17 protein-coding genes and 1 pseudogene are annotated in these 22,745 nt (G+C 59.9%); 17 read left to right on the plus strand and 1 reads right to left on the minus strand.

Annotated elements, in window-relative coordinates; translation table 11 throughout:
* Nucleotides 1-1,380, plus strand: a 1,380-nt coding sequence (locus tag HHJ19_RS15275; protein ID WP_296908728.1) for a bifunctional serine/threonine-protein kinase/universal stress protein, incomplete at its 5' end; no start/stop codon positions are given.
* A gap of 110 nt (nucleotides 1,381-1,490) precedes the next feature.
* Here the strand turns inward: HHJ19_RS15275 and HHJ19_RS15280 are convergent.
* Nucleotides 1,491-2,045 (minus strand): PAS and helix-turn-helix domain-containing protein, encoded by a 555-nt coding sequence (locus HHJ19_RS15280; RefSeq protein WP_296908729.1) that lies wholly within the window; start codon nucleotides 2,043-2,045, stop codon nucleotides 1,491-1,493.
* Between the two features lie 87 nt (nucleotides 2,046-2,132).
* Between HHJ19_RS15280 and HHJ19_RS15285 the strand changes: the two are divergent.
* From HHJ19_RS15285 to HHJ19_RS15360, 16 genes and pseudogenes are all read left to right on the plus strand, one after another.
* Nucleotides 2,133-2,857 (plus strand): annotated as a pseudogene (locus HHJ19_RS15285) (CoA transferase subunit A).
* 2 nt (nucleotides 2,858-2,859) lie between these two features.
* A complete protein-coding gene (locus tag HHJ19_RS15290) occupies nucleotides 2,860-3,498 on the plus strand; it encodes a 3-oxoacid CoA-transferase subunit B (protein WP_296908730.1) in 639 nt (212 codons plus the stop codon).
* 159 nt (nucleotides 3,499-3,657) lie between these two features.
* The gene (locus tag HHJ19_RS15295) at nucleotides 3,658-4,104 is read left to right on the plus strand and encodes a hypothetical protein (protein WP_296908731.1); all 447 of its coding nucleotides are present in this window, start codon (nucleotides 3,658-3,660) and stop codon (nucleotides 4,102-4,104) included.
* 110 nt (nucleotides 4,105-4,214) lie between these two features.
* A complete protein-coding gene (locus HHJ19_RS15300; protein ID WP_296908732.1) occupies nucleotides 4,215-5,504 on the plus strand; it encodes an O-antigen ligase in 1,290 nt (429 codons plus the stop codon).
* A 232-nt stretch (nucleotides 5,505-5,736) separates the two neighbouring features.
* Nucleotides 5,737-6,708, plus strand: coding sequence for an EpsG family protein (locus tag HHJ19_RS15305; RefSeq protein WP_296908733.1), 972 nt, complete (start codon nucleotides 5,737-5,739; stop codon nucleotides 6,706-6,708).
* A 170-nt stretch (nucleotides 6,709-6,878) separates the two neighbouring features.
* Nucleotides 6,879-7,643, plus strand: coding sequence for a polysaccharide biosynthesis/export family protein (locus HHJ19_RS15310; protein WP_296908734.1), 765 nt, complete (start codon nucleotides 6,879-6,881; stop codon nucleotides 7,641-7,643).
* Nucleotides 7,644-7,679: 36 nt separating this feature from the next.
* Nucleotides 7,680-10,076 (plus strand): polysaccharide biosynthesis tyrosine autokinase, encoded by a 2,397-nt coding sequence (locus tag HHJ19_RS15315; RefSeq protein WP_296908735.1) that lies wholly within the window; start codon nucleotides 7,680-7,682, stop codon nucleotides 10,074-10,076.
* Nucleotides 10,077-10,092: 16 nt separating this feature from the next.
* On the plus strand, nucleotides 10,093-11,190 hold the full coding sequence (locus tag HHJ19_RS15320) for a DnaJ domain-containing protein (protein ID WP_296908736.1): 1,098 nt from the start codon (nucleotides 10,093-10,095) through the stop codon (nucleotides 11,188-11,190).
* 307 nt (nucleotides 11,191-11,497) lie between these two features.
* On the plus strand, nucleotides 11,498-11,731 hold the full coding sequence (locus tag HHJ19_RS15325; protein ID WP_296908737.1) for a hypothetical protein: 234 nt from the start codon (nucleotides 11,498-11,500) through the stop codon (nucleotides 11,729-11,731).
* 59 nt (nucleotides 11,732-11,790) lie between these two features.
* The gene (locus HHJ19_RS15330) at nucleotides 11,791-12,942 is read left to right on the plus strand and encodes a hypothetical protein (protein WP_296908738.1); all 1,152 of its coding nucleotides are present in this window, start codon (nucleotides 11,791-11,793) and stop codon (nucleotides 12,940-12,942) included.
* On the plus strand, nucleotides 12,939-13,673 hold the full coding sequence (locus HHJ19_RS15335; RefSeq protein WP_296908739.1) for a CpsB/CapC family capsule biosynthesis tyrosine phosphatase: 735 nt from the start codon (nucleotides 12,939-12,941) through the stop codon (nucleotides 13,671-13,673). The genes HHJ19_RS15330 and HHJ19_RS15335 overlap by 4 nt, the downstream gene beginning before the upstream one ends.
* Before the next feature lie 245 nt (nucleotides 13,674-13,918).
* Complete coding sequence (locus HHJ19_RS15340) at nucleotides 13,919-15,025, plus strand: glycosyltransferase (protein ID WP_296908740.1); 1,107 nt, start codon at nucleotides 13,919-13,921, stop codon at nucleotides 15,023-15,025.
* Between the two features lie 18 nt (nucleotides 15,026-15,043).
* Complete coding sequence (tviB, locus tag HHJ19_RS15345; RefSeq protein ID WP_296908741.1) at nucleotides 15,044-16,342, plus strand: Vi polysaccharide biosynthesis UDP-N-acetylglucosamine C-6 dehydrogenase TviB; 1,299 nt, start codon at nucleotides 15,044-15,046, stop codon at nucleotides 16,340-16,342.
* A 49-nt stretch (nucleotides 16,343-16,391) separates the two neighbouring features.
* Entirely contained in the window at nucleotides 16,392-18,770 is a 2,379-nt protein-coding gene (locus HHJ19_RS15350; protein ID WP_296908742.1) for a DUF4838 domain-containing protein, read from the plus strand.
* Between the two features lie 59 nt (nucleotides 18,771-18,829).
* Nucleotides 18,830-20,059 carry an NAD-dependent epimerase/dehydratase family protein gene (locus HHJ19_RS15355; protein WP_296908743.1) on the plus strand — a complete coding sequence of 410 codons (1,230 nt, stop codon included), beginning with the start codon at nucleotides 18,830-18,832 and terminating at the stop codon, nucleotides 20,057-20,059.
* An 857-nt stretch (nucleotides 20,060-20,916) separates the two neighbouring features.
* On the plus strand, nucleotides 20,917-22,743 hold the full coding sequence (locus HHJ19_RS15360) for an ABC transporter ATP-binding protein (protein WP_296908744.1): 1,827 nt from the start codon (nucleotides 20,917-20,919) through the stop codon (nucleotides 22,741-22,743).
* Nucleotides 22,744-22,745: the final 2 nt, after the last annotated feature.

A 22,745-nucleotide genomic window follows, 5' to 3' on the forward strand; every position in this document is an offset into this window, starting at 1 on the left:
GCAAGTTTTGCCGATGCGTCGCGGCGCGCGCCTTTTCCGATGGTCATGAAAGTGCCGCGCATGACCCAGGGCGATGGCGCTGAAAACATCGTCGGTTTTGAAGTGGAGCGGCAAATCCTCTCGGTATTGACGGGCCCGCATGTGCCGCGCCTGGTGGCGACCGGTGACCTGGAGAAGCTGCCCTATCTGGTGATGGAATATGTGCCGGGCCGCACGCTGCAGCAACTGCTTGACGAAACGGACAAGCCGCTGCCAGCGGACGAGCTGGCCCGGATTGGCATGGCTGTGGCGCGGGCGGTGCACAGTTTGCACCAGCAGGAGGTCTGTCACCTCGACCTCAAGCCGGCCAATGTGCTGATCCAGCCGGGGGGCAACGCGGTGCTGCTGGATTTTGGCCTGTCCTGCCACGCCCACTACCCTGATCTGCTGGCTGAGGAATTGCGCCCGGCCGTGGGCTCACCGACCTGGATGGCGCCCGAGCAGGTGGTCGGCATGCGCGGAGATCCGCGCAGCGACATCTTTGCCATCGGCGTCATGCTGTACGAACTGGCCACGCGCGAGTTGCCCTTTGGCAACCCGCAGACCAGGGGCGGGTTGCGCCAGCGCCTGTGGGCCGATCCGGTGCCGCCCAGACGGTGGCGCGCAGACCTGCCCGAGTGGCTGCAGGAAGTTATCCTGCGCTGCCTCGAGCCCGAAGCCGCCAAACGTCATGCATCGGCTGCTTCACTGGCATTTGACCTAGCCAATCCGGAACAGATTGTGGTCACCGAGCGTGGCAAGCGCCTTCGGGCGACCGGTTTTTGGGCGCACTTCAAACGCTGGCTGCGCGCCGCGGGCATGCATTACCAGCCGAGCACGCTGCCTTCGCGGCAGATTGAGGCAGCGCCTGTCGTCCTGGTGGCCGTTCCGCACCGGGATGCCAGCGACGCCACCCTGTACTCCCTGCGCTCCGCCATCGAGCGCGTCCTCGGCAGCAGCGCCGGCGCTCGGCTGGCCTGCGTCACGGTGATCGATCCGGCGACAGCATCGGGCCACGACACGGCGTCCAGCGAAGCCACCGTTCACCGGCGCTACCTTGGCATGCTGCGGCAATGGGCGCGACCGCTTGACCTGAATGGTCAGGCGGTTTCCTTTCATGTGCTCGAATCCCGCGACGTCGCGCAGGCCCTGCTGCGTTATGCCCAGGGCAACGATGTCAGCATGATCGTGATGGGGGCCGCCACGCATGGCTTGCAGATGCAGCGGCTGCTCGCCACGGTGCCTATCAGGGTCGCCATGCAGGCACCCTGCACGGTCATTCTGGTGAAGCAGTCATTGCCTTTCGACCTTCTTGCCAAAGGCGAATCGACAACGGCAACCGCAACGCAGCCGCCGAGCTGAACGGCTTTTCGGTCAAGCCCTAATTTTTAATGAAAGCCCGCTCATGTCCAGTTAATGCGGCTTCAGCTAGCTATGAAATAAATAGCAAATTGCCAGTCGGGCTGGTCCGCCTACCCGGCCAGCAGCCGATGCACCAGCTCGGCGGTTGTGGCGGCCTTGTACTTTCGCATCAGGCGCGCCCGGTAAATCTCCACTGTGCGGTGGCTAATGACCAGGGCGCGGCCAATCTCCTTGGAGGTCAGACCATCCATCAGGTGCGCGGCAACCTCCCGCTCGCGCGCCGTCAGCTCCGTCGTCACCGGGCGGCGCGAGCTCAGGTCTTCAAAAGTCCAGATGCCCGCTTCATGCGGCGCGCTGCGGTTCAGTGCGCGTCCCGTGACATGACACCAGAAGGTTTCGCCCTTGTTGTAGCCATCGACACGCTTCATGATGCGATCGTCTGAATACACGCCCTTTTCATTGAGGATGGGAATCATGCGCGCGCCGATGCGCTCGTATTCGTCCGCGCTGGGGTAGAGCATCAGGAACGACTGTCCCGCGAGTTGTTCGCGCGTCGCGCCGAACATCTCGCACAGGTGATGATTGCAGTCCATCATCGAACGATTTCGGGACAACACCAGTCCCACTGGCGCAAGATCAAAGGCGAGCTGGTAATCCACGGACATCAGGGCTAACCTTTACGAAAAACTACGTAAAACAATAAGTAGTATGGTAAAGGCAATGCTGGATGCCAAATTACCAAGGAGACTTTTTTGAACAAACTTTTTCCCTCCGCTGCTAAAGCCCTCGAGGGCGTGGTCAAGGATGGCCAGTTGCTGGCCGTCGGTGGCTTTGGGCTGTGCGGAATTCCCGAGGCATTGATCGAAGCCCTTAAGGACAGCCAGGCCAAAAACCTGACGGTGATTTCCAACAATGCCGGCGTCGACGGTTTTGGCCTTGGAAAATTGCTCGAAACTCGCCAGATCAAAAAAATGATCTCGTCTTATGTGGGCGAGAACAAGGAGTTTGAGCGCCAGTACCTGGCCGGCGAACTGGAACTTGAATTCACACCACAGGGCACGCTGGCCGAAAAGCTGCGGTCCGGCGGCGCCGGCATACCGGCGTTTTTTACCAAGACCGGCGTCGGCACCATGGTGGCCGAAGGCAAGGAATTGCGAGAGTTTGACGGCGAAATGAGTTTGACGGCGAAATCTATGTCATGGAGCGTGCGCTGGTGCCTGACGTCGCGCTGGTCAAGGCGCACCGGGCCGACAAGTCCGGCAACCTGCAGTTCCGCCTGACGGCACGTAATTTCAATCCCGCTGCCGCCATGGCCGGCAAGATCTGCATCGTGGAGGTGGAGGAGGTGGTGGAAACCGGCGACATGGTGCCCGACGAGGTGCATCTGCCTGGCATTTATGTGCACCGCATCGTGCACAACCCGCACCCTGAAAAGCGCATCGAAAAAAGAACCATCACTGAAAAAGCAGGAGCCTGAACATGCCTTGGACCCAAGACCAGATGGCGGCACGCGCCGCCCAGGAACTCGAAGACGGTTTTTATGTGAACCTTGGCATTGGCATTCCCACGCTGGTAGCCAATTTTGTGCCGCTTGACAAGGAAGTCTGGCTGCAATCAGAAAACGGGATGCTGGGCATCGGCCCGTTCCCGACCGACGACAAGGTGGACGCCGACCTCATCAACGCCGGCAAGCAGACCGTCACCACCATTGCCGGCTCGTCCATCTTCGGCAGCGACGACAGCTTTGCGATGATCCGCGGCGGCAAGATCAACCTCTCGATCCTGGGCGCCATGCAGGTCAGCGAGACCGGCGATCTGGCCAACTGGATGATCCCGGGCAAGATGGTCAAGGGAATGGGGGGCGCGATGGACCTGGTTGCAGGCGTGGCGCGCGTCATCGTGCTGATGGAGCACGTCGCCAAAAAGAAGGACGGTACTGAAGACCTGAAAATCCTGCCGCACTGCACGCTGCCGCTGACCGGCGTTGGCGTGGTGGACCGCATCATTACCGATTTGGCGGTGATGGATGTGACGCCAGGTGGATTGAAGCTGGTTGAAATGGCCCCTGGCGTGACGCGGGAACTGCTGCAGTCCAAAACCGGCGTGGCCCTGATCTGAGCGCTGGTCACAAAACTGATTTCACAAACCCGGAGTGCTGGCCGACGGCTTTTCTTGTTGTAAGGCATGTGCAATCGCAGTTTTCGTGCAGCGTTGTCCATATGCAGTACACTAAAGATTACGGAAAATTGCAGTCCGTTGCTTTTAAAAGGAATTTTCATGACGAAATACTCACTTGCACTTTTACTCACTGTGTGTGCGAGCACAGCGGTATTGGCACAGGCACAGGCACCCGCACCGGCTGTCGGTGTGGCTACCAAAGTGCAGGGGCTGGTCACGGTCAGCCAAGGCAACATGCTTGGCAATCTGGTCAAAGACACGCCACTTTCCAATGGCGCCCGCGTCGTGACAACCTCTACCGGTTTCGCTGACCTGCGACTCGACAATGGTTGTACCATTGAGTTGTTGCCCAATCAGGCAGTTACCATTAATTCGAAGCTCGATTGCAAGGCCCTGGTCGCCGGTATCGGGCCAGTCGAAGGTCCGGTTATGCTTGCTGGAGGCCCTCGCGACTTTCTGGTGCCTGCCCTGATTGCAGGCGGCATTGGAATCAGTTTGATTTCAAACAACTCATCCAGCCCGTCGCAAAGTCTTAGCGGGAGCTGATGCAGCCATCGCTTAGGGTAAAAACTACGGGGCTTTCGGGCCTCGTTGCTTTTGGGGTGGGGCTTTTGCTGCTGGCGTTGGCGCCAGTCATCCGCGGCGGAAATCGTTACGTGGCACTGATCCCGCTGGAGTGGCTGGGCTTGCTGGTTCTCTGGCTGCTAGGATGCGCGTTGCTGATCCGTAAGCTGCCCTTGTCTGGCAGCGACGCCGCCTTCTTGTCGCGTGGCGAATGGATTTTGGTGTTGTCGCCACTGTGGGCGGCTTTTTTCTTCCTGACACCATTGCCCCACGGGCTCTGGTCAGCCCTGCCGGGACGAGAAATTTATTTGTATGCGTCCACTACCGGGTGGCTTGCGTTGTCATTGACACCCGATGCCACGGTTACCTCCCTGCTGGCGAGCCTTCCCATCGTGGCGGCTTTTGTGCTCTCCCGCACTGCCAGTGCCGGGCAAATCGGCATATTAACCCGGGTGTTGGTGCTTATAGCAGCGAGCCAGGCCGTGTGGGGGATGTTGCAGCTTGGGCCATTCAAAACGTTGTACTTCAGCGCGGAGTTTGCTGGCGGACCGATTGGCGGCTTCGCCAACGCCAATCACTTTGCCAGTTTCATCACCATGACGCTGCCGCTGGCAATATTCCTTCTGTGGCAGGCATTACCGGCTTCGCACGCCGGTCATCGGCATTTACCCCCGGCTGCAGCGCTGTTATGGTCAACGGTGCTGATTGTCCTTGTCACAGCCGTGCTGGTTTCCGGTTCACGCACCGGCCTTGTCACCGCCATGCTGGTCACGCTGCTCTCGATGTTGCTCCTGCTCGGGGCAGTACCCGCTCATTTACGACGCTGGTATTTGCTGTGCGCCGGCACACTCCTGTTGGCGGGGCTGGTGATCGTCGGTATGAAAGCCCTGGTTACCCGGTTTAATCTGGGGCTGCTGGGTGACGATGCTTCCTTCCGCTGGAAACTGATTGCCAGCAGCTGGCAGGCAGCGCTCTCGTTCTGGCCGGTAGGCTCGGGGCCTGGTTCTTATGCTGCGGTTTACCCACGTTTCCAGCCGCCGGGCCTGCGCGGTTTTGCCGAACACGCCCACAACGACTACGTTCAACTGTTGATGGAATTCGGCGGCTTGTTCGTGGTACTTGCAATGCTGGCGGTGTGGCTCCTTGTGCGCCAGGGTGTCTCCTTCTGGCGGAAGTTCGACGGGGCAGGGCGTGGAATTGGCACGATGCAGTTGCAACTTTGCTGCGCTTTTGGCGCTTTGGCTGTGTTGCTGCATTCCTGGGTGGACTTTAATTTGCATATCCCGGCCAACGCCATGTTGTGCGCCTGCTTGCTGGGCGTATTCCTGCGCCCGTTACCGTCTGCCGTGGTGCAGAAATCAGGTTCGAGAGCGTCCCCTTGAGCCCGCAACCAACCCGATACCTTTTTGCACCGATGAAGGCCGACCGCTTTTTTACAGTCGGCCGGGTGGGCAGAGAAGCTGCACAAGCTGGTGCGGTCCATCTGATGCCGTCCGCGCTGCAGGCTTGCCAGTGTCAGGGGTGTTTCACATGCTGACCTATTGGCTTATGTTTCTGGTCCCTGCATGGGCCTGCATTGCAGCACCCGGCAGGCCGCGCCCTCACGCAAATGGCGTGAAACTGTCGTGGCTTATAGCCGGATTCCTGCTGGCCTTGTTGATTGGTCTTCGGCATGAGGTAGGCGGGGACTGGTTCAATTACGACGGCCAATACCTGGACATGGTGGGCGCGCCATTTGCGGAAGTGTTTGAAAGGGGCGACCCGGGCTACGTGCTGCTCAACTGGCTGTCGGCCCAGTTTGGTGCGGGCCAGTACATGGTCAACCTCATTTGCGGGGTGATATTCAGCGTGGGTTTGCTCGCATTTTGTAGCCAGCAGCCGCGCCCCTGGCTGGCGCTGGTCGTCGCGGTGCCCTACTTGGTGATTGTGCTCGGGATGGGTTACACCCGGCAGGGCGTCGCACTCGGGCTGGCAATGCTTGGCCTCGTAGGACTCGCCAGAAAGAGCAACCTGCAATTTGTCGTGTGCGTTGCGCTGGCGGCTACTTTTCACAAATCCGCCGTACTGCTGGTGCCGCTTGCCGTGCTGGCCACGCCAAGCGGCCGGCTGTGGACGGCCTTGTGGGTCGGTGTTTCGCTAGCGGTTCTCTACTGGGTGCTTTTGGCCGACAGCGTTGACAGTCTGGTTGCCAACTACATCGAGGCAGAGTACCAGTCCGAGGGGGCTGCCGTTCGCATTGCCATGAATACCTTGCCTGCTCTGCTGCTGCTGCTGCTGCGCAAGCGATTTGTATGGCAGCCGGCCGAACGGAATCTGTGGATGATCATTGCTTTGCTGGCATTGGCTTCTGTAGGGTGGCTGCTGGCATCGCCTTCGTCCACGGCGGTCGATCGCGTCGCGCTCTATTTGATCCCGCTCCAGTTGTTTGTTTTCGCCCGCCTGCCCGATCTGTTGGGGGGCGGCCGGGACGCGCGTGCCTGGGTGCTGGTCGTGGTGGCGTATTACGCGCTGGTCCTCTTCGTGTGGCTGAATTTTGCGGTCAATTCGTTCGCGTGGCTGCCTTATCGGTCATGGCTTTTCCAGTGAGCGCGCAATGAGGGCGCCAGATGCAGGACTGCAACATCCGTGCGGGTAACTGGCCGGTTGCAGGTCCAGTTGCCAGCCGGTGCATCAAGACCGCCGGCGGCGTGAGGGCGATGCATCGCCTGCAAACAGTAAAATCAAAAGTTGGCATTGATTGCATTAGGGGATTGTTAATGAAAATTTTGTTCAGTGTGCTGGCCCTGTGCCTGGCAGTTTGGCAGCCGCCGGTGGTCCTTGCCCAAGTGCGTGGCGCCGAAGTGCCACCGCAGTCTTCCATGCCCGATCCCGTGCCTGGCGTGCCCACCTCGGCCGCTTCGTCCGCCTCGGCCGGTCGTGCCATGCCGCTTGGCACTTTGGCCAGCCTTGGGGCCGACTACCGCATTGGTCCCAATGACTTGATGGATGTAGAGGTGTTTGGCGTGCCCGACCTTAAGCGCACAGTGCGTGTCAATTCATCGGGGCAGGTCTCATTGGCGCTGGTGGGCAACGTAGAGGTGGCTGGCCTTTCGGCGCAACGGGCCGAAATCCTGATTGCCCAGAAATACGCTGAAAAATACCTGCAGAATCCGCAGGTGTCGCTCTTCATTCGGGAGTTCACCTCGCAGCGCATCACCATTGAAGGGGCGGTGGCCAAGCCAGGCATTTATCCCGTCACGGGGCAAGTCACACTGCTGCGTGCCCTGGCGCTGGCGGGTGGAGGCGCACCGTTTTCTGATTTATCCGACATCATGGTGTTTCGAGTCGGGCAGGATGGTGTCAAGACCACGTCGACGCATAACCTCGACAAAATCCGCGCCGGAGCCACCCCCGATCCGCTTGTGCTGGCCGACGACGTCATCGTCGTCAAGCGTGACCCGGTGCGCGCTGCACTGCGAGACTCGCTGTTTCGCGACGTGCTCGATTCGATCAATCCCTTTTCCATTTTCGCGCCCAAGTGAGCTGTCACTGGCCTGTCTGCACCTTACTTTTTTTATATGAGCCCTCCTGATCGCCTTCCCGCCGGCCGCGCCGCTCCCGTCAGCGCGCTACAGCTTCGCCAGCAGTCCTACCAGCTTCAAACAGGTCTGGCGCATTCCGAGGCAGCCGATGAGACTGACGACTCCGTCAGCGTCAGGGACGTGTTGCATATCGTGGGCAAGTACAAGTGGCTGCTGCTCGGCGCGATGAGTTTGTGCACCGCCGCAGCTCTCATGAATGGGTTAACCACCACGCCGGTTTACCAAGCCACCGTGCTATTGCAAATCGACCGCAGTTCAGCCCGCATCGTGCCATTCAACAAGGACGTTGACCCGTATCAGGAGGACGACGCCCTGATGCTACAGACAAACAACGAGCTGCTGCGCAGCCGCACCCTGGCCGAGCGCGTGATTGACGACCTGCAACTCGACCCTGCGCGCGTGCAGGGGTCCAGCGCTGGCGTTGCGCCTGGTGCGCCGGTGGCGAGTCCCGCGTCCGCCAACAGCAGTGAGGCCACCGTACCGCAAACTGGCTGGCTGAACAGTGTCATTGCAGGCTACCGCCGTGTGGGCAAGCCGTCTGTTATTGACCGCGTGGGCAAGCCTTCTGTTATTGACCGCGAGTATCTGGGTCGTGAAGGCGTGGTCGCGCGCTTCATGGGTGCGGTCGGGGTAGAGCCGGTGCGCAATTCACGCCTGGTCAAGGTCAATGTGGCCAACGCGAATGCAGGGCAGGCCGCCCGCATTGCCAACGCCATTGCCAAGGCCTTCATCGCCCTCAGCATGGAGCGGCGCTCGCAGTCCTCCCTCTACGCCAAAACCTTTCTGGAAGACCAGCTCAAGGCAACCAAAGCCAGGCTGGAGGAATCCGAGCGAACGCTCAACACTTACGCCAAAAACAACTCCATCCTGACGCTCGACGAAAAGACCAGCGTCATCAGCCAGACCTACACCGATTATTCATCGGCATTGGGGCGTGTCGAGCAGGATCGCCTGAAGGCCGAGGCACAGTACAACGCGGTGGCCGCCAATCCGGACAGCGCACCGCAGGTGCTTGAAAGCAAGACCGTCCAGGCCTACAAAGAGCAAAAAGCCAAAATTGAAGGTGAGTATCTGAGCAACCTTGCCGTGTACAAACCCGAGTTTCCGAAAATGGTGCAACTCAAGGCGCAAGTCACCGAGCTCGAGGCGCGCATCAAGAAAGAAGTGGCATCGGTACTGGCGTCAATGAAGGGGCAGTTCGAAGCGGCCAAGAGGCAGGAAGACCAGGTGCGTGCGCGCCTGCAGGAAACGCGCCGCGAAGTCCTGGTCACGCAGGACAAGAGTGTTGACCTGAACCTGTTCAAGCGCGAGCTCGACACCAACCGCCAGATTTATGACGGCTTGTTGCAGCGGCTCAAAGAGGTGGGCATCACCAGTGGCGTCACGTCCAACAACATCTCCGTCGTCGACGAGGCCAACACACCGCTATTCCCCATCTCGCCCAACCTTTTAAAGAACGCCGGGATCGGCCTGCTCGCAGGATTGTTGCTGGGCATGGGTTTTGTTTTCATGCGCGAACAGCTCGATGATTCCATCAAGAGCGCCGATGAAATTGAAGCCAAGCTTGGCTTGCCATTGCTGGGCATCGTTCCGCTCATGAAAAAGAAACTGGTTCAGGGGCGTACCCTGGCATTGCTCACGGTCGAGGACCCGCGCGGCACTTTTGCCGAGGCCTACCGTTCCATGCGCACGGCCTTGCAGTTTTCGACGGCCGAAGGCTCTCCGCGCAGGCTGATGGTGACCAGCAGCCAGCAGGCCGAGGGCAAGTCCACCACGGCGCTGGCTCTCGCCATCAACCTGGCGCAATTGGGCCAGCGCGTGTTGCTGATCGACGCCGACATGCGCAACCCGTCGCTGCACAAGGCCCTGGAGCGCGCCAATGACTCGGGACTGTCGAGCTATCTGTCAGGCGACGCACAACGCGAAGCGTTGATCCAGAAAACCAACATCCCTAACCTGGCACTCCTAACCTCCGGCCCGCATCCGCCCAGTCCGGTGGACTTGTTGATGGGCCCGCGCCTGCTCGAACTGATGGACCGTGCCGAGGCCATGGGATTCGAAAAAATCGTGATCGACGCGCCGCCCGTTCTGGGCATTGCAGATGCGATCGTCCTGGGCAACCAGGTGCAAAACCTCCTGTTCGTCGTGAAAGCAGGTTCGACGCGGCTGTCCAGTATTCGTGATGCGTTGCGACGCCTGCGCCTGGGCGGCCTGATGCCGCTGGGCGTCGTGCTGACCAGCGCAGGGGCAGAGTTGTCCCAGTACTACGGGTATTACGGCGCCCCTGAGGTGCCAAAAGGCGCTGACAACCGGCTTGTCAGTCCGGCAGCGGCCGCTGCGACCGGTGTGACTGGCGCTGGCAATCCCGCCTGATCCGGTCCCAGGCACCATGAATCCGTCTTCTTCTCAAGCGACGCGCAAGGCGCCATCGAGCCCGCTGGTCGCGTCTTTGTTTGATTTTGAGGCGCTTCCCGGGCGTTATCCGCTGACGCTGCGCGAGCCCCGCTCGCTGTTTGACAGAAGCCGTGATGTGCTGCTGCTCGCTTCGGGGCGGGCGGTGGAAGGCCTTGCACTTGAACCAGCGGATGCAGCAGACGCGCAACGCGCCGCCAGTTTTTTTGTGCGCACGGCCATGCTCAGACCCGGTGCCGACCATTACACGTTGCTCGGTCTGGAACCAGGTTTCAGCAAAGATACCTTGCGCGACCATTACCGGATGCTGATCCGGCTCACGCACCCCGATTTTGTCGCCACCAGCGGCGCCTGGCCAACCGACGCCGCCACCCGCATCAATCAGGCCAACGATGTGCTGGGCTCGTCCGTGCAGCGCGCAGAGTACGACCAGTTGCTGTCAACCGGTTTCAATCGGCGTTCGACGGTCAACCGCCTTGCTCACGGTCCAGAGGATGCACGCCCTGTCTCGTGGGGTTGGGCCGCTGCTGCTTCGGGGAGCGTGGGCGCGCTGGCGCTGGTGCTTGTGCAGTGGCAGGGCGGCAGTGTGGAAGATTTCCATCCCCAGCAAGTGGCTCAAACCGGCTCAACCTTGTCTGCGCCTAAGCAAAGCTCAACGGCTGAAGCGTCGCCCCCGGTCAAGTCACGGGGGCTTCAAATGGCAGTCACGATGAGTCCTTCTTCTTCGCCATCGTCTGAAAGCCCTGTGAAATCACCCTCCAAGGACGAGATGGCCAAGGCAGCCCGTGCAGCCAGGGAAGCAGAGGCCGCTAGGGATGCACGGGTGGCGCAAAACGCGGCGTCCGTCCATGCAGCCCAGCAAGCCCAGGCAACCGAAACCACCCAGCTAGTTCGGGAAGCAAAACAAGCCCAGGCAGCCAAGTTGGCTCAAGCCGCCAAAGAGGCACAAGCTGCGTTGACAGCGCAGACCGAGCGAGCCACCCATGACGCCCGGGTAATTCAGGCGGTTCGAGCAATGCAAGAGGCTGAAATTGTCAAAATCTGCCAAATCCGCCAGATTGGCCCAGGAAGCTAAAGAAGCCCAGGCGTTGAAGCTGGCGCAAGTCGCCCGCGGCGCGCAGGCTTCCAAAGTTGCACCGTCCGCAAAAGCTGTGCAACTGGCTCAGCTCGTCCAGGCAGCGCCTGTTGTTTTAGTCAAATCGCCGGTAGCGTCTGCCCCTTTGCCGCAGTCCCCGGCACCTGAGTCTGTTGCCAAACTGAGCCTTGTGGACGTCCAGCCCATTTTAAATCAGTTGATTCAGACCATGGCGGGAGGTCGCGGGGAAGATCTGCTGCGCGGTCTGGAGCCTGCAATACGGCGGAGCGGCGGGGCCTCTGACCTTGTGAATGCGTACAACTTTCTGATAGGCAGTTCCCGCGCGGTCAAGCTGGGGCCGGTACAGCTGCGCGCCCATACCAATGCTGACCAGCTGGCAGTCGACGGGCTGGTGCAGCTGGTATTGAATGACCAGGGACAGCCGCCGCCGGTGCGCGAGTTGCGTCTGCGAGCGACCTTTGTCCAGCGCGACGGGCGGGTGGTCATCACTGAACTCTCCGCTGCTGGGGAAACTCATTGACGCCCGAGGATTCCCGCCTTTATCCGCGCCCGCTCGCCTTCGGTGTTCGCCTTTTGATCTTGCTGGGGCTAACTGCCGGGGCGTTGGTACTAGGCTGGCTTGCCTGGGTCTACAACCTTGAGCGCGCCTGCACGCTCAAGCAATGGCCGGCACTGGCTTCTTGCACGTCTCGCGCCAGCGATGCGCCCGCTCAGATCCAGCGGCTGCGTGAGCGGGCCTGGCGTAATCCCGGAGATTCCGAAGCCTGGATCCAGATGGCCGTGCTCAGCCGCGAGCCCGCAAAAGCCCCCGGAGTCAACCCCGACACTGCCCTTGACACTGCGACACAGCTTGCTTCTCAGGATTATCGGGTGCAGCGCATGCAGGCCGCCCGAGCCATCCAGCGCAAGCAGTGGCCGCAAGCCGTCGACTGGCTGTTGCGCCTGGTGCAGGACAGCAGTGACGGACCCGCAGCGCTGACGCTGGCCGCGCTGGTGGCCGAGCCCCAGGCGCTGGTCGCCATGCAAGCGCAAGTCAAGCCCGGTGCGCGCTGGCTCGAGCCCATGATTGACGCGATGCCGCAGGCGGGCGTACCCGTGATTGCGGCGATGCCGCTGGTGGTGCTTGCCTTGCCGCAGCAAGGCTTATCGCCCGAATTGATTCACAGGTTGTTGCACCAGCTCAAAGCGGGCGGCCAGTGGCTGGAAGCCCATGCCTTGTGGACGGCCTGGCTGGGCCACCCGGTTGATCTGGTGTTTAACGGCAACTTTGACACTGGGTTTCTCGCCGACGGCTTTGACTGGGAACTCATCCCCACATCGCCGTCAACCACCGGTGCCGTGATTCGGCAAATGGCCATCAGTGGACATGGAGGCGTGCTGCAGCTTGACTTCACGGGGCGCCCGCTGGTCGTGCCCATCGTGCGTCAACATCTGCTCTTGCTGCAAAATCGTTACGTGTTTAGCGGGCAGTTCATGGGCAGCCAGCTGCGCGTTAACGACGGACTGGCCTGGGTATTGCAGTGCGTCAGTGGCAAGCGTGAAATCGCCCGTACACCGGCTCTGAAGGACACGGCCGGCAAATGGCAGGCTTTCCGGGTCGAGGTCGATCTGCCATCAGACTGCGGCCAGGCCGTGGCGCTGCAACTGCAAACCTTTTCACCCTATGAGTCGGTCACCGGCCTGCACGGACAGCTCATGTTTGATGACTTCAAGCTCGAAGGGCGACCATGATCGATTTGCATAGCCACATACTGCCCGGTATCGACGATGGTGCCAAAACTCTTGAAATTTCGCTCGAAATGGCCAGACTGGCCGTGGCAGACGGCATTCACACCATGGCCTGCACGCCGCATATTTATCCAGGCCTTTACATTAACGATGCGCAGGGTATCGTCCACGCGCGCGACGCACTTCAGCTTGCGCTTGACGCGCAGGGCATCAAACTGCGCCTGGTGACGGGTGCCGACGTGCATCTGGTACCCGATTTGCTGGCCGGCCTGCGCGGCGGCCGCGTGCCTACGCTAAACGGCTCCCGCTATGTGCTGCTGGAGCCTTCCCACCATGTCGCGCCGCCGCGGTTTGAAGAGTCGGTCTTCCAGCTGGTCGCTGCCGGCTATACGCCCGTCATCACGCACCCCGAGCGCCTGACCTGGATCGAAACGCATTACCCGGTTTTCGTCGGCATGATCAGGCAGGGTGCCTGGATGCAAGTTACGGCGGGCGCCTTGACGGGCATGTTCGGGCCACGCGCCAAATACTGGGGCGAAAAATTTATCGGCGAGGGGCATACTCATCTATTGGCGACTGATGCCCATTCGAACCGGCGACGGGTGCCTTGCCTGTCTGAAGGTCTGGCCGTGGCCCAGCGCCTGCTGGGGCACGAAGAAGCCGCGCGGCTGGTGCTTGAGCGTCCGCAGTCCATCCTCGACGATCTTTCTCCGGGCGCTGCAGCTGGCGTGTAAAACCCAAAATTTGATTCTATTTCCATAGTCGCCATCGCGAGGCTGCAAGCTGTTTCGATTCATGATGGACATGGCATTGCTATGGATTGCCCTGCTCGCCGTGATGACAAGAAGCAACAGAAATTAAAGCGAAATGGCAATTCAGACTGTCAATAGGGTGTAACCATAAAGCGATGCGATAAGATATTAAGAGTTTTCTTGATGCACGCGGGTCGCCTGTCGACTTAACCCTTACAGGCTCACTCATGCTTCCATTTTTTGCGTACGGTTTGCCTGCCGCTGTTTTGGCGGCGATGGCCGTTTCATTGGTCACAGCCCTGCTGCTGGTCATGACGCAACGCTGGCACGGTGGCCTTACGATGGATTCGCACGAGGGCATCCAGAAGTCACACACCCAGCCCACCTCCCGCGTCGGTGGCATCGCTATTGCGGTGGGCGTGGTCGCTGGCTACGCGGTGGCTCACCCTGACGTAAAAGCATTGCTTGGGCCGCTCATCCTGGCGGGAATTCCCGCTTTCGCATTCGGTCTGCTGGAAGACGTCACAAAACGCGTCAGCGTTCTCACCCGTCTGCTCGCCACCATGAGTTGCGGCGTACTGGGCTGGGCCATCACAGGCTATTCAATCACCGATGCCAATATGCCAGGGCTCGACTGGCTGCTCGGCTTTTCCGTCATTTCCGTGTTGTTCACCGCCTTTGCCGTGGGTGGCGTGGCCAACGCCATCAACATCATTGATGGTTTCAACGGTCTTGCCGGTGGTACTGTGCTGATCATTTTCATCGCTTTGGGCGCCATAAGCCTCAAGTTTGGCGACCAAGACTTGGCCCGCGCCTGCCTGATTCTGGGCGGCTCCGTCCTCGGCTTCCTGCTGGTCAACTGGCCGCTCGGCAAGATCTTTCTGGGCGACGGCGGCGCTTACTTCGTGGGTTTTGCGTTGGCCTGGGTGGCCGTGCTGATACTCCAGCGCCATACCGCGATTTCTGCGTGGGCGCCGATGCTGGTGTGCGGCTATCCGATTCTTGAAGTGCTGTTCAGCATTGTGCGTCGGCGCCGCCGCGACCTCAGCCCCGGCGACCCGGACCGGCTGCACCTGCACAGCCTCGTCAAGCGCCGTTTGGTGCGATGCCTGCTGCCACGTTCAAGCCATATGGCACGCAACTCCGCCACCGGTGCCGTCATGTGGCTTGCAGCACTTTTGCCGGCGTTAATTGCCGTGCAGTGGCCTACCGACACCTTCAAACTGGTCATGGGCTTTGCGGGCTGCGCGTTACTCTATTCCATCGCTTATGCGCGGTTGACCCAGTTCAAGTGGTGCGTTCGCCCGGCCACCATGGCACTCAAAGCAGCTTGACTCCGCCATACCCACTCTATGATCACAAAAACCCCCCCCAATAATCTCGCACAGCAGCGCAACGTCGCCGTCATTGGCCTGGGCTACGTCGGTCTTCCGCTGGCCGTCGAATTTGGCAAAAAACGCGGCGTGGTGGGTTTTGACATCAACGCCCGACGTATTACCGAGCTCCAAGCCGGTCACGACCACACGCTTGAGACCGAGCCCGAAGCGCTGCGAGCCGCCAGGCACTTGCGTTTTACCACCCGGCTGGAAGACTTGCGCGAGTGCAACTGCTTCATCGTCACCGTGCCCACCCCCATTGACGAACACAAGCGGCCAGACCTGACGCCGCTCATCAAGGCCAGCGAAACCGTAGGCAAAGTGCTCAAGCCTGGCGACATCGTGATTTACGAATCAACCGTCTACCCCGGCGCGACCGAGGAAGACTGCGTGCCCGTACTTGAGGCATTCTCCGGCCTCAAGTTCAACGTTGATTTTTACGCCGGCTACAGCCCCGAACGCATCAACCCCGGTGACAAGGAGCACCGCGTCACCACAATCAAGAAAGTCACCTCTGGTTCCACCCCTGAAGTGGCCGATGTGGTCGACGCGCTCTACAACGAAATCATCACCGCAGGCACCCACAAGGCCAGCAGCATCAAGGTGGCAGAAGCCGCCAAGGTGATTGAAAACACCCAGCGTGACCTGAACATTGCCCTCATCAACGAACTGGCCATCATCTTCAACAAGATGGGCATCGACACCGAAGCCGTACTGCAGGCCGCTGGCAGCAAATGGAACTTTCTGCCGTTTCGCCCGGGTCTGGTCGGCGGCCACTGCATTGGCGTTGACCCGTATTACCTGACGCACAAGGCCCAGGCCATCGGCTACCACCCCGAGATCATCCTGGCTGGCCGCCGCCTGAACGACAGCATGGGTGGCTACGTGGTGGCCCAGCTCGTGAAGGCCATGACCCGGCGCCGCGTGCATGTCGACGGCGCGCGCATCCTGGTGATGGGCCTGGCTTTCAAGGAAAACTGCCCGGACCTGCGCAACACCCGGGTCGTCGACATCGTGGCCGAGCTGAAAGACTACAACTGCCAGGTTGACGTTTACGACCCCTGGGCGGCGCGTGAAGAGGCCGAGCATGAATACGGCATTACCCCCGTCGCCCAGCCAGAGTCAGGCACCTACGACGGCATCATCCTGGCGGTGGCCCATCACCAGTTCAAGGCCATGGGCTCTGCTGCCATCCGTGCTCTGGGCAAGCCCAACCATGTGCTGTATGACCTGAAATACCTGCTCCCTGCGGCTGACAGCGACCTCAGGTTGTGATGTCTGGCGTCGTCGCAACGTGACCCCGAAGTTGCGCAGACTCATCGCTTTGGCAATTGGCCTTCTGGTCATGGCCATGCATGCCAGATCGGCAGACCTGATCATTGCCGCCAATGGCAAGACCCGCGCCACGGTTGTTGTCGCACCCGACGCAGGCCCATGGGAAAAGCGGGCCGCACAAGATCTGGTGCACTACATCGAGCGCCTCAGCAACGCCAGACCTGCCTTGGCCGACAGCGACGAGGCCGCTCGCCAGGCGCTGCGCGGTTCCGGGCCCGTGCTGGTGGTTGGCAAGGCCGCGCTGACGCTGGTGCCGGAGCTTCGCCAGCAACTCGAGCGCGTCGCCAAACCCAAGCCGGAGTTGCGTGCCGATGCCATCGTGCTTAAGCGCAAGGGCAAGCTGCTTTTGCTCGCCGGCACCAACGACGACGCCCACTACTACGCCGTGGCAGAGCTTTTGCGCCGCTGGGGCTGCCGCTGGTTCATGCCCGGAGAGTTTGGCGAGAGCATTCCCCAGACGCCCGAGCTGCACCTGGGCGCGCTTGACTACGCCTACGCCCCACCTTTTGAAGTCCGCCGCTACTGGCTCTCCTGGCTGGGCGACAGCACCGGCAAAGACGAATTCATGCGGCGCAATTTCTTCAACGACGTGTACGTTCCCAGTGGCCATGCCCTGGGCACCTACACCAAAGAACTTGTGCCGCCAGGTCAGACACTGTTCAATGTGCCCATCGCCGACAACCGCACTGCCAGTCATTTAAGCCAGAAAGTTTTGCCCGAATACAAGGCCGGCAAAGACGTATCGCTGTCGATGGAAGACGGCATCTACGCCTCCGGTTCCGCAGACGACAAGGCGCTGGCCACCCTGCAATACGACAAATACTTTCTCGGCCCCAGCTACACCGACGCCTTCATGCAGCTGTATAACAAGGTCGCCACCCAGCTTCAGGCCGCAGCCCCCGAAAGCCGCGCGCACCTGGGCTTTCTGGCCTACTCCAACATGACACTGCCGCCGGTGCTGGAGATCACCGCCGCGCCGCCGCTGGTAGCCTATCTGGCACCCATCGACATCGATCCCATCCATGGGGTAGACGATGTGCGCTCAGCCCCGTGCCGTGAGTACCGCGTCATCATGGAAAAGTGGGCAAAGATCATGCAGGGCCGGCTCGTGATCTACGACTACGACCAGAGCATGCTGGTCTGGCGCGACTTGCCCAACCCCAGCCACCAGGCTTTCAGGCGCGACGTGCAGGCCTATCGCGCCGCAGGCATTTTGGGGGTCGACACTGAAAGCCGCGGCGCCCTGGCCACCACCTTGACGAATCTCTACCTGCGCGGCCAGCTGTTGTGGAACCCCGATACCGACGCCGACGCGCTGCTGGCCGATTTTTACGTCCGTTTCTACGGCCCCGCGGCCAAGCCCATGGCCCGATACTGGGGCGAGATTTTTCGTGCCTGGCAAGAAACCCTGGTAACCGAGCACGAATATTTTGTCGCCCCGGCCATCTACACCCCTGAGCTGATCGACCGCCTTCGCAGCCACCTTGAAGCGGCAGAAGTAGCCGAAGTAGCCGAAGCAGCCGAGCAGGTCGCCAGACCAGGGGCGAAAGCCAGAGGTCAAGGGGTGCAACATTTGCACGACCGGCTGCGCTTCACGCGCCTGGGCTTCGAGGTGCTGACCGCCTACATGGACATGGTTCGCGCAGCCGCCACCGATGGCGACTACGCCGCCGCCGTGGCTGCAGGCGAGCGTGGACTGGCCGCCCGTGAACAGCTTGCCGACATGAACCCCACCTTCGCCACCTTCCGCAGCATTGGCGAAAAGGGCTACGCGTGGTGGCCAGGCGAAGTGCTTCAATACCGTGAGCTGCTGCCTTACACCAACGGAGAGAAGGGCGAGCTGGTTGCCCGCTTGCCACTGGTCTGGAATTTCCGCCGCGACCCCGATGAAAAAGGCCGACCCGGGAAATGGCCCACGCTACCCGTGGACGAAAGTCACTGGCGCTCACAGCCGCAACCCCTCAGCCTGCAGGCGCGCCAGCAAATCGCGGGTCAGTGGGAGCCGCTTCGAACCGACCTTTACGCCCAAGCCCAGGGCGTCGTCACCCCTGACTATCAAAGCTACACCGGCCTTGCCTGGTACCACACCGACATGAGTCTGGAAGCTGCCCAGACACAGGGCAAGCTGCACCTGCGTTTTCCGGGTCTGTTCAACCAAGCGGTGCTTTATCTTAATGGCGAGCCCGTTGCCGTAAGACGCCTGAGTCACCCGTTGTGGTGGTCCAACGATTACCGCTTCGAATGGGATGTGGACCTGACCGGTCGGCTGCAGGCGGGTGTCAATCGTTTCTTTTTGCACATTGACAACCCCCACCACTTTGGCGGGATTTTCCGGCGGCCCTTTCTTTATCGTGAGGTGCTGCAGTGAACCACTGCCAGCGCAGGTACCCGCAGTCGGCAATTTATACAACGAGATTGATCTGAACAATGTCTACAGCCGTTAACGCGCTTCAAACCCGCCTTCTTAACCAACCCCGAACCTGGCTCATCACCGGCGTGGCAGGTTTCATTGGTAGCAATCTGCTGGAAACATTGCTCAAGCTTGACCAGCGCGTTGTCGGCATCGACAACTTCGCGACCGGCTACCAGAGCAACCTGGATGAAGTACAAACCCTGGTCAGCCCCGCACAGTGGGCCAACTTCAGTTTCATCAGGGGTGACATTCGCAACCTCGCCGATTGCCAGCAAGCCATGGGCTGGACCGCGCCAATATCCCGCCATGGCGAGCCCCAAGCCCCCGCCACAGCGAGCGAAGCACCTAAAACCCCCGCCTTTTCCAGCGAAGCGCAGCAATCCATGTCCGCGTCCCAGGCACCGATCCCCGTCGACTACGTTCTTCACCAGGCCGCCCTCGGCAGCGTTCCCCGCAGCCTTGAAGACCCCATCCTCACCAACAGTGCCAACGTCACCGGCTTCCTCAACATGCTGGTTGCCGCGCGAGATGCCAAGGTCAAAAGCTTTACCTACGCCGCCAGCAGTTCCACCTACGGTGACCATCCCGCGCTGCCCAAGTTCGAAGACGCCATTGGCAAACCGCTCAGCCCTTACGCCGTGACCAAATACGTCAACGAGCTTTACGCGGACGTGTTTGCCCGCTGCTATGGCTTCAACGCCATTGGCCTGCGCTACTTCAACGTGTTTGGCCCCCGCCAGGACCCTGAGGGCGCTTATGCCGCAGTCATCCCCAAATGGACGGCCGCCTTGCTCCAAGGCGACGCTGTCCATGTCAACGGCGACGGCGAAACCAGCCGCGACTTCTGCTTTGTGGCCAACGCCGTGCAAGCCAACCTGCTCGCCGCCACCGCGGCCGTTCCACCTGCCGCCGCCATTGCGAGCCCTTTAACGGGCTCAGAGCCGGCCCAAACGTCGCAACCCATTGCCCCGGCCGAGTCACCGTTAAATCAGGTCTACAACGTGGCCGTGGGCGACTGCACCACGCTCAACACCCTGTTTTCCCTGCTACGCGACAACCTTGCCGCGCACGGCGTCAGCGCCAGCGTGCAGCCGGTATACCGCGACTTTCGGGCTGGCGACGTGCGCCACAGCCAGGCCGACATCGGCAAGGCCGGGCGCCTGCTCGGCTACGCGCCCACGCACAACCTGTCCGAAGGCATCGCCTGGGCCATGCCCTGGTATGTGGCAAAAAATAATGGTTAAAACACGATCGTGTCCAGTCAATTCCGGCATCATCAGCTATCGAAATAATAGTAAACTGGCTTTGGGTGAACGCACTGCCCAGGCACCGTACCAGTGATTATCATGCTGTCATTGCTATCAAATAGAGCCGCACCACCGGTGATCGAACTGGCCGACGGCGCATCGTTTGCATTTCCCTTTGGTCTAGCGCAAGCCCAAAGGCGGCAGACCCAGAAAAGCGACCATGGCGCCGGCATGAATCGACTGGCTGCATCCGTCCATCGAACTCACCCGCAACAAATTGCTGGGCGATGCCCTGCTGATGCAGCCATGACGACCGCCGACCTTCTCGATTACGTCGCCGCTGGCGAATCGCAAACGCGATCGGCCCAATGGACTCGTCACTGCGACCGAAGCGCGGCAATCCCTGTCCCCGCTTCGTCAACGATCGATCGCCGCGGCTTGCAGCCTAGCAATGACGAATCGGGCGCCGTCCCCGCCTCCATGCCCCCACACCCAGTCAACCAGCCCGCATACCGCGAGTTCCAGGCCAGCAACCCCAAAAGCACAGGTCAAGTCCCAAAGCCTCAAACACCCACCCGCAGAACTATCCCTTTTTCATTACCGGTGCGTGCCGGCAGCCGTGCTGCCAGGTTACTTGGCTGCCTCAAGCGCGCCAGTGGGAAAATGAGGGTAATATCGGCCTCTTGTCCAATGACTACGGTCATAGATAGCTATCAAAGTAATAGCATTTTCGCAGGTTGGGTTAGATTAGCGTCACCCGACAATCCCAAGTAACCTACCAAAAACCAAAGCGTCTTTTCCAGCATGCCGACTCACCCCATTCAACCGCACAGCGGTCAGGCCGCCTTGCAAACATGACTAAAACGTCGTCCTCACAACCTTTGTCGCTATTGGGCGGACTTGGCCGGTTGCTGGTGCATCTGTCCATCCAGCGACGCTGGCAGCTCGTCGGACTGTTCGCGGTCATGCTTCTGGGCGCGGTCGCCGAGTTGGCTACTTTCGGAGCAGTAATACCTTTTCTTGCTCTCCTTACAGATCCAACGCTTGCGCCTAAATACCCACTGCTTCAAAACACGTTTGTGATGCTGGGCTGGGGTCGTCATGAGAGCATTCTTCTTCCTGCAACGCTTTTGTTCGCGGTTATTGCCGTTGGCGCAGCAGTCGTGCGCATGTTGCTTTCGTGGGTAAGTTTTAAATTTACCTTTGGCGTAGGTGCTGACATCGGTATTGATGTGTATCGCCGTACGCTTTATCAGCCCTACAGCTATCATGTAGCGCGCAATACCAGCGAGATCATCGCGGCTCTCAACAAGGTTCAAACGGTAGTTTTCAGTGTTATCAGTCCGCTGGTTCAAGGCGCTGTGTCGCTAATTCTTTCGTTAGCGATACTTGTCGCGCTCGTAAGCATCGATCCGGTCACCGCTACTTTTGCTGGGCTCGGTTTTGGGGTGATCTATATTCTTGTCACCTTTAGCACCCGCCGTCAGTTGCGCGTCAATAGTCTGATCATTAATGACAACGAAACGCGCCGAGTGCAGGCTGTCCAGGAAGGGTTGGGCGGAATTCGTGATGTGCTTATAGACGGAACGCAAAGTGTGTACATCAACCGTTTCTCAAAAATCGAAGTTGCTCAATGCGAGGCGCGGGCTGCCAACAATTTTATTGGGACTGCCCCACGCTATTTGATTGAATCCATCGGTATGGTATTGATAGCCGCCTTGGCCTACTGGTTGAGCCGGCGCGCTGGTGGAATGTCTGCTGCAATTCCGGTGCTGGGTGCACTTGCTATCGGTGCGCAAAAGCTCATGCCGCAAATGCAGCAGGTTTACTATGGCTGGGTCTCATTAAGCGGCAACCGCACCACCTTGACAGACGTTGTTGCGCTTTTGGACCAACCTATTCCTGATGAATATTCAGAATTCTCCGCGAATATTCCAGCGCATCTTGAGCACGGGATCGCATTGCGTAATCTTTGCTTCCGCTATAAGAAAGACGCCCCTGAAGTCATCCGCCAAATCAGCCTTGAGATTCCGCGTGGTAGCCGCGTCGGTTTCGTTGGCAAGACCGGCAGTGGGAAGAGCACAGTGATTGATCTCATCATGGGCCTATTGGAACCCACGAAAGGCAGCATCGAAATTGACGGGCAGCCACTTACCAGCACCAACCGCCGTGCGTGGCAGGCGCGCATTGCCCATGTACCGCAGTCAATCTATTTGGCAGACACCAGCATTCAGGAAAACATTGCCTTTGGTGTCGATCCTCGCCATATCGATCAGGAGCGGGTGCATGAAGCAGCTCGCAAAGCACAGCTTGCCGAGTTTATCGAAACCTTACCTGAACAGTACCAAACCTCGGTGGGTGAGCGCGGCGTTCGGCTCTCTGGCGGGCAGCGCCAACGCATAGGCCTTGCTCGTGCTCTTTACAAGCAAGCAGACGTTTTGGTTATGGACGAAGCCACCAGTGCTCTTGACGATGTTACCGAAAAATCAGTCATGCAGGCCATTGATTCCTTGGGTAAGGAGATAACGGTTTTGATGATTGCCCACCGCGTTTCTACCCTAAGTCGATGTGATCGCATCTTTGAACTCAGTAACGGTATGTTGCTGCGCTCTTGCACATATCCAGAACTTCTTCGGCCTTTTCATGCGGCCAAGACCGCCGTTTTATCCTCTAAAATTTGATA

The organism is Polaromonas sp. (genome assembly GCF_012927415.1).
Taxonomy (GTDB): Bacteria; Pseudomonadota; Gammaproteobacteria; order Burkholderiales; family Burkholderiaceae_C; genus Polaromonas.

What these genes read in the sequence shown, in the direction of transcription:
- HHJ19_RS15295 (WP_296908731.1), top strand. Translation starts at nt 3,658, where the DNA reads ATGACGAAATACTCACTTGCACTTTTACTCACTGTGTGTGCGAGCACA.
- HHJ19_RS15360 (WP_296908744.1), top strand. Translation starts at nt 20,917, where the DNA reads ATGACTAAAACGTCGTCCTCACAACCTTTGTCGCTATTGGGCGGACTT.
- tviB (WP_296908741.1), top strand. Translation starts at nt 15,044, where the DNA reads ATGATCACAAAAACCCCCCCCAATAATCTCGCACAGCAGCGCAACGTC.
- HHJ19_RS15310 (WP_296908734.1), top strand. Translation starts at nt 6,879, where the DNA reads ATGAAAATTTTGTTCAGTGTGCTGGCCCTGTGCCTGGCAGTTTGGCAG.
- HHJ19_RS15280 (WP_296908729.1), bottom strand. Translation starts at nt 2,045, where the DNA reads ATGTCCGTGGATTACCAGCTCGCCTTTGATCTTGCGCCAGTGGGACTG.
- HHJ19_RS15315 (WP_296908735.1), top strand. Translation starts at nt 7,680, where the DNA reads ATGAGCCCTCCTGATCGCCTTCCCGCCGGCCGCGCCGCTCCCGTCAGC.
- HHJ19_RS15335 (WP_296908739.1), top strand. Translation starts at nt 12,939, where the DNA reads ATGATCGATTTGCATAGCCACATACTGCCCGGTATCGACGATGGTGCC.
- HHJ19_RS15290 (WP_296908730.1), top strand. Translation starts at nt 2,860, where the DNA reads ATGCCTTGGACCCAAGACCAGATGGCGGCACGCGCCGCCCAGGAACTC.
- HHJ19_RS15340 (WP_296908740.1), top strand. Translation starts at nt 13,919, where the DNA reads ATGCTTCCATTTTTTGCGTACGGTTTGCCTGCCGCTGTTTTGGCGGCG.
- HHJ19_RS15355 (WP_296908743.1), top strand. Translation starts at nt 18,830, where the DNA reads ATGTCTACAGCCGTTAACGCGCTTCAAACCCGCCTTCTTAACCAACCC.
- HHJ19_RS15320 (WP_296908736.1), top strand. Translation starts at nt 10,093, where the DNA reads ATGAATCCGTCTTCTTCTCAAGCGACGCGCAAGGCGCCATCGAGCCCG.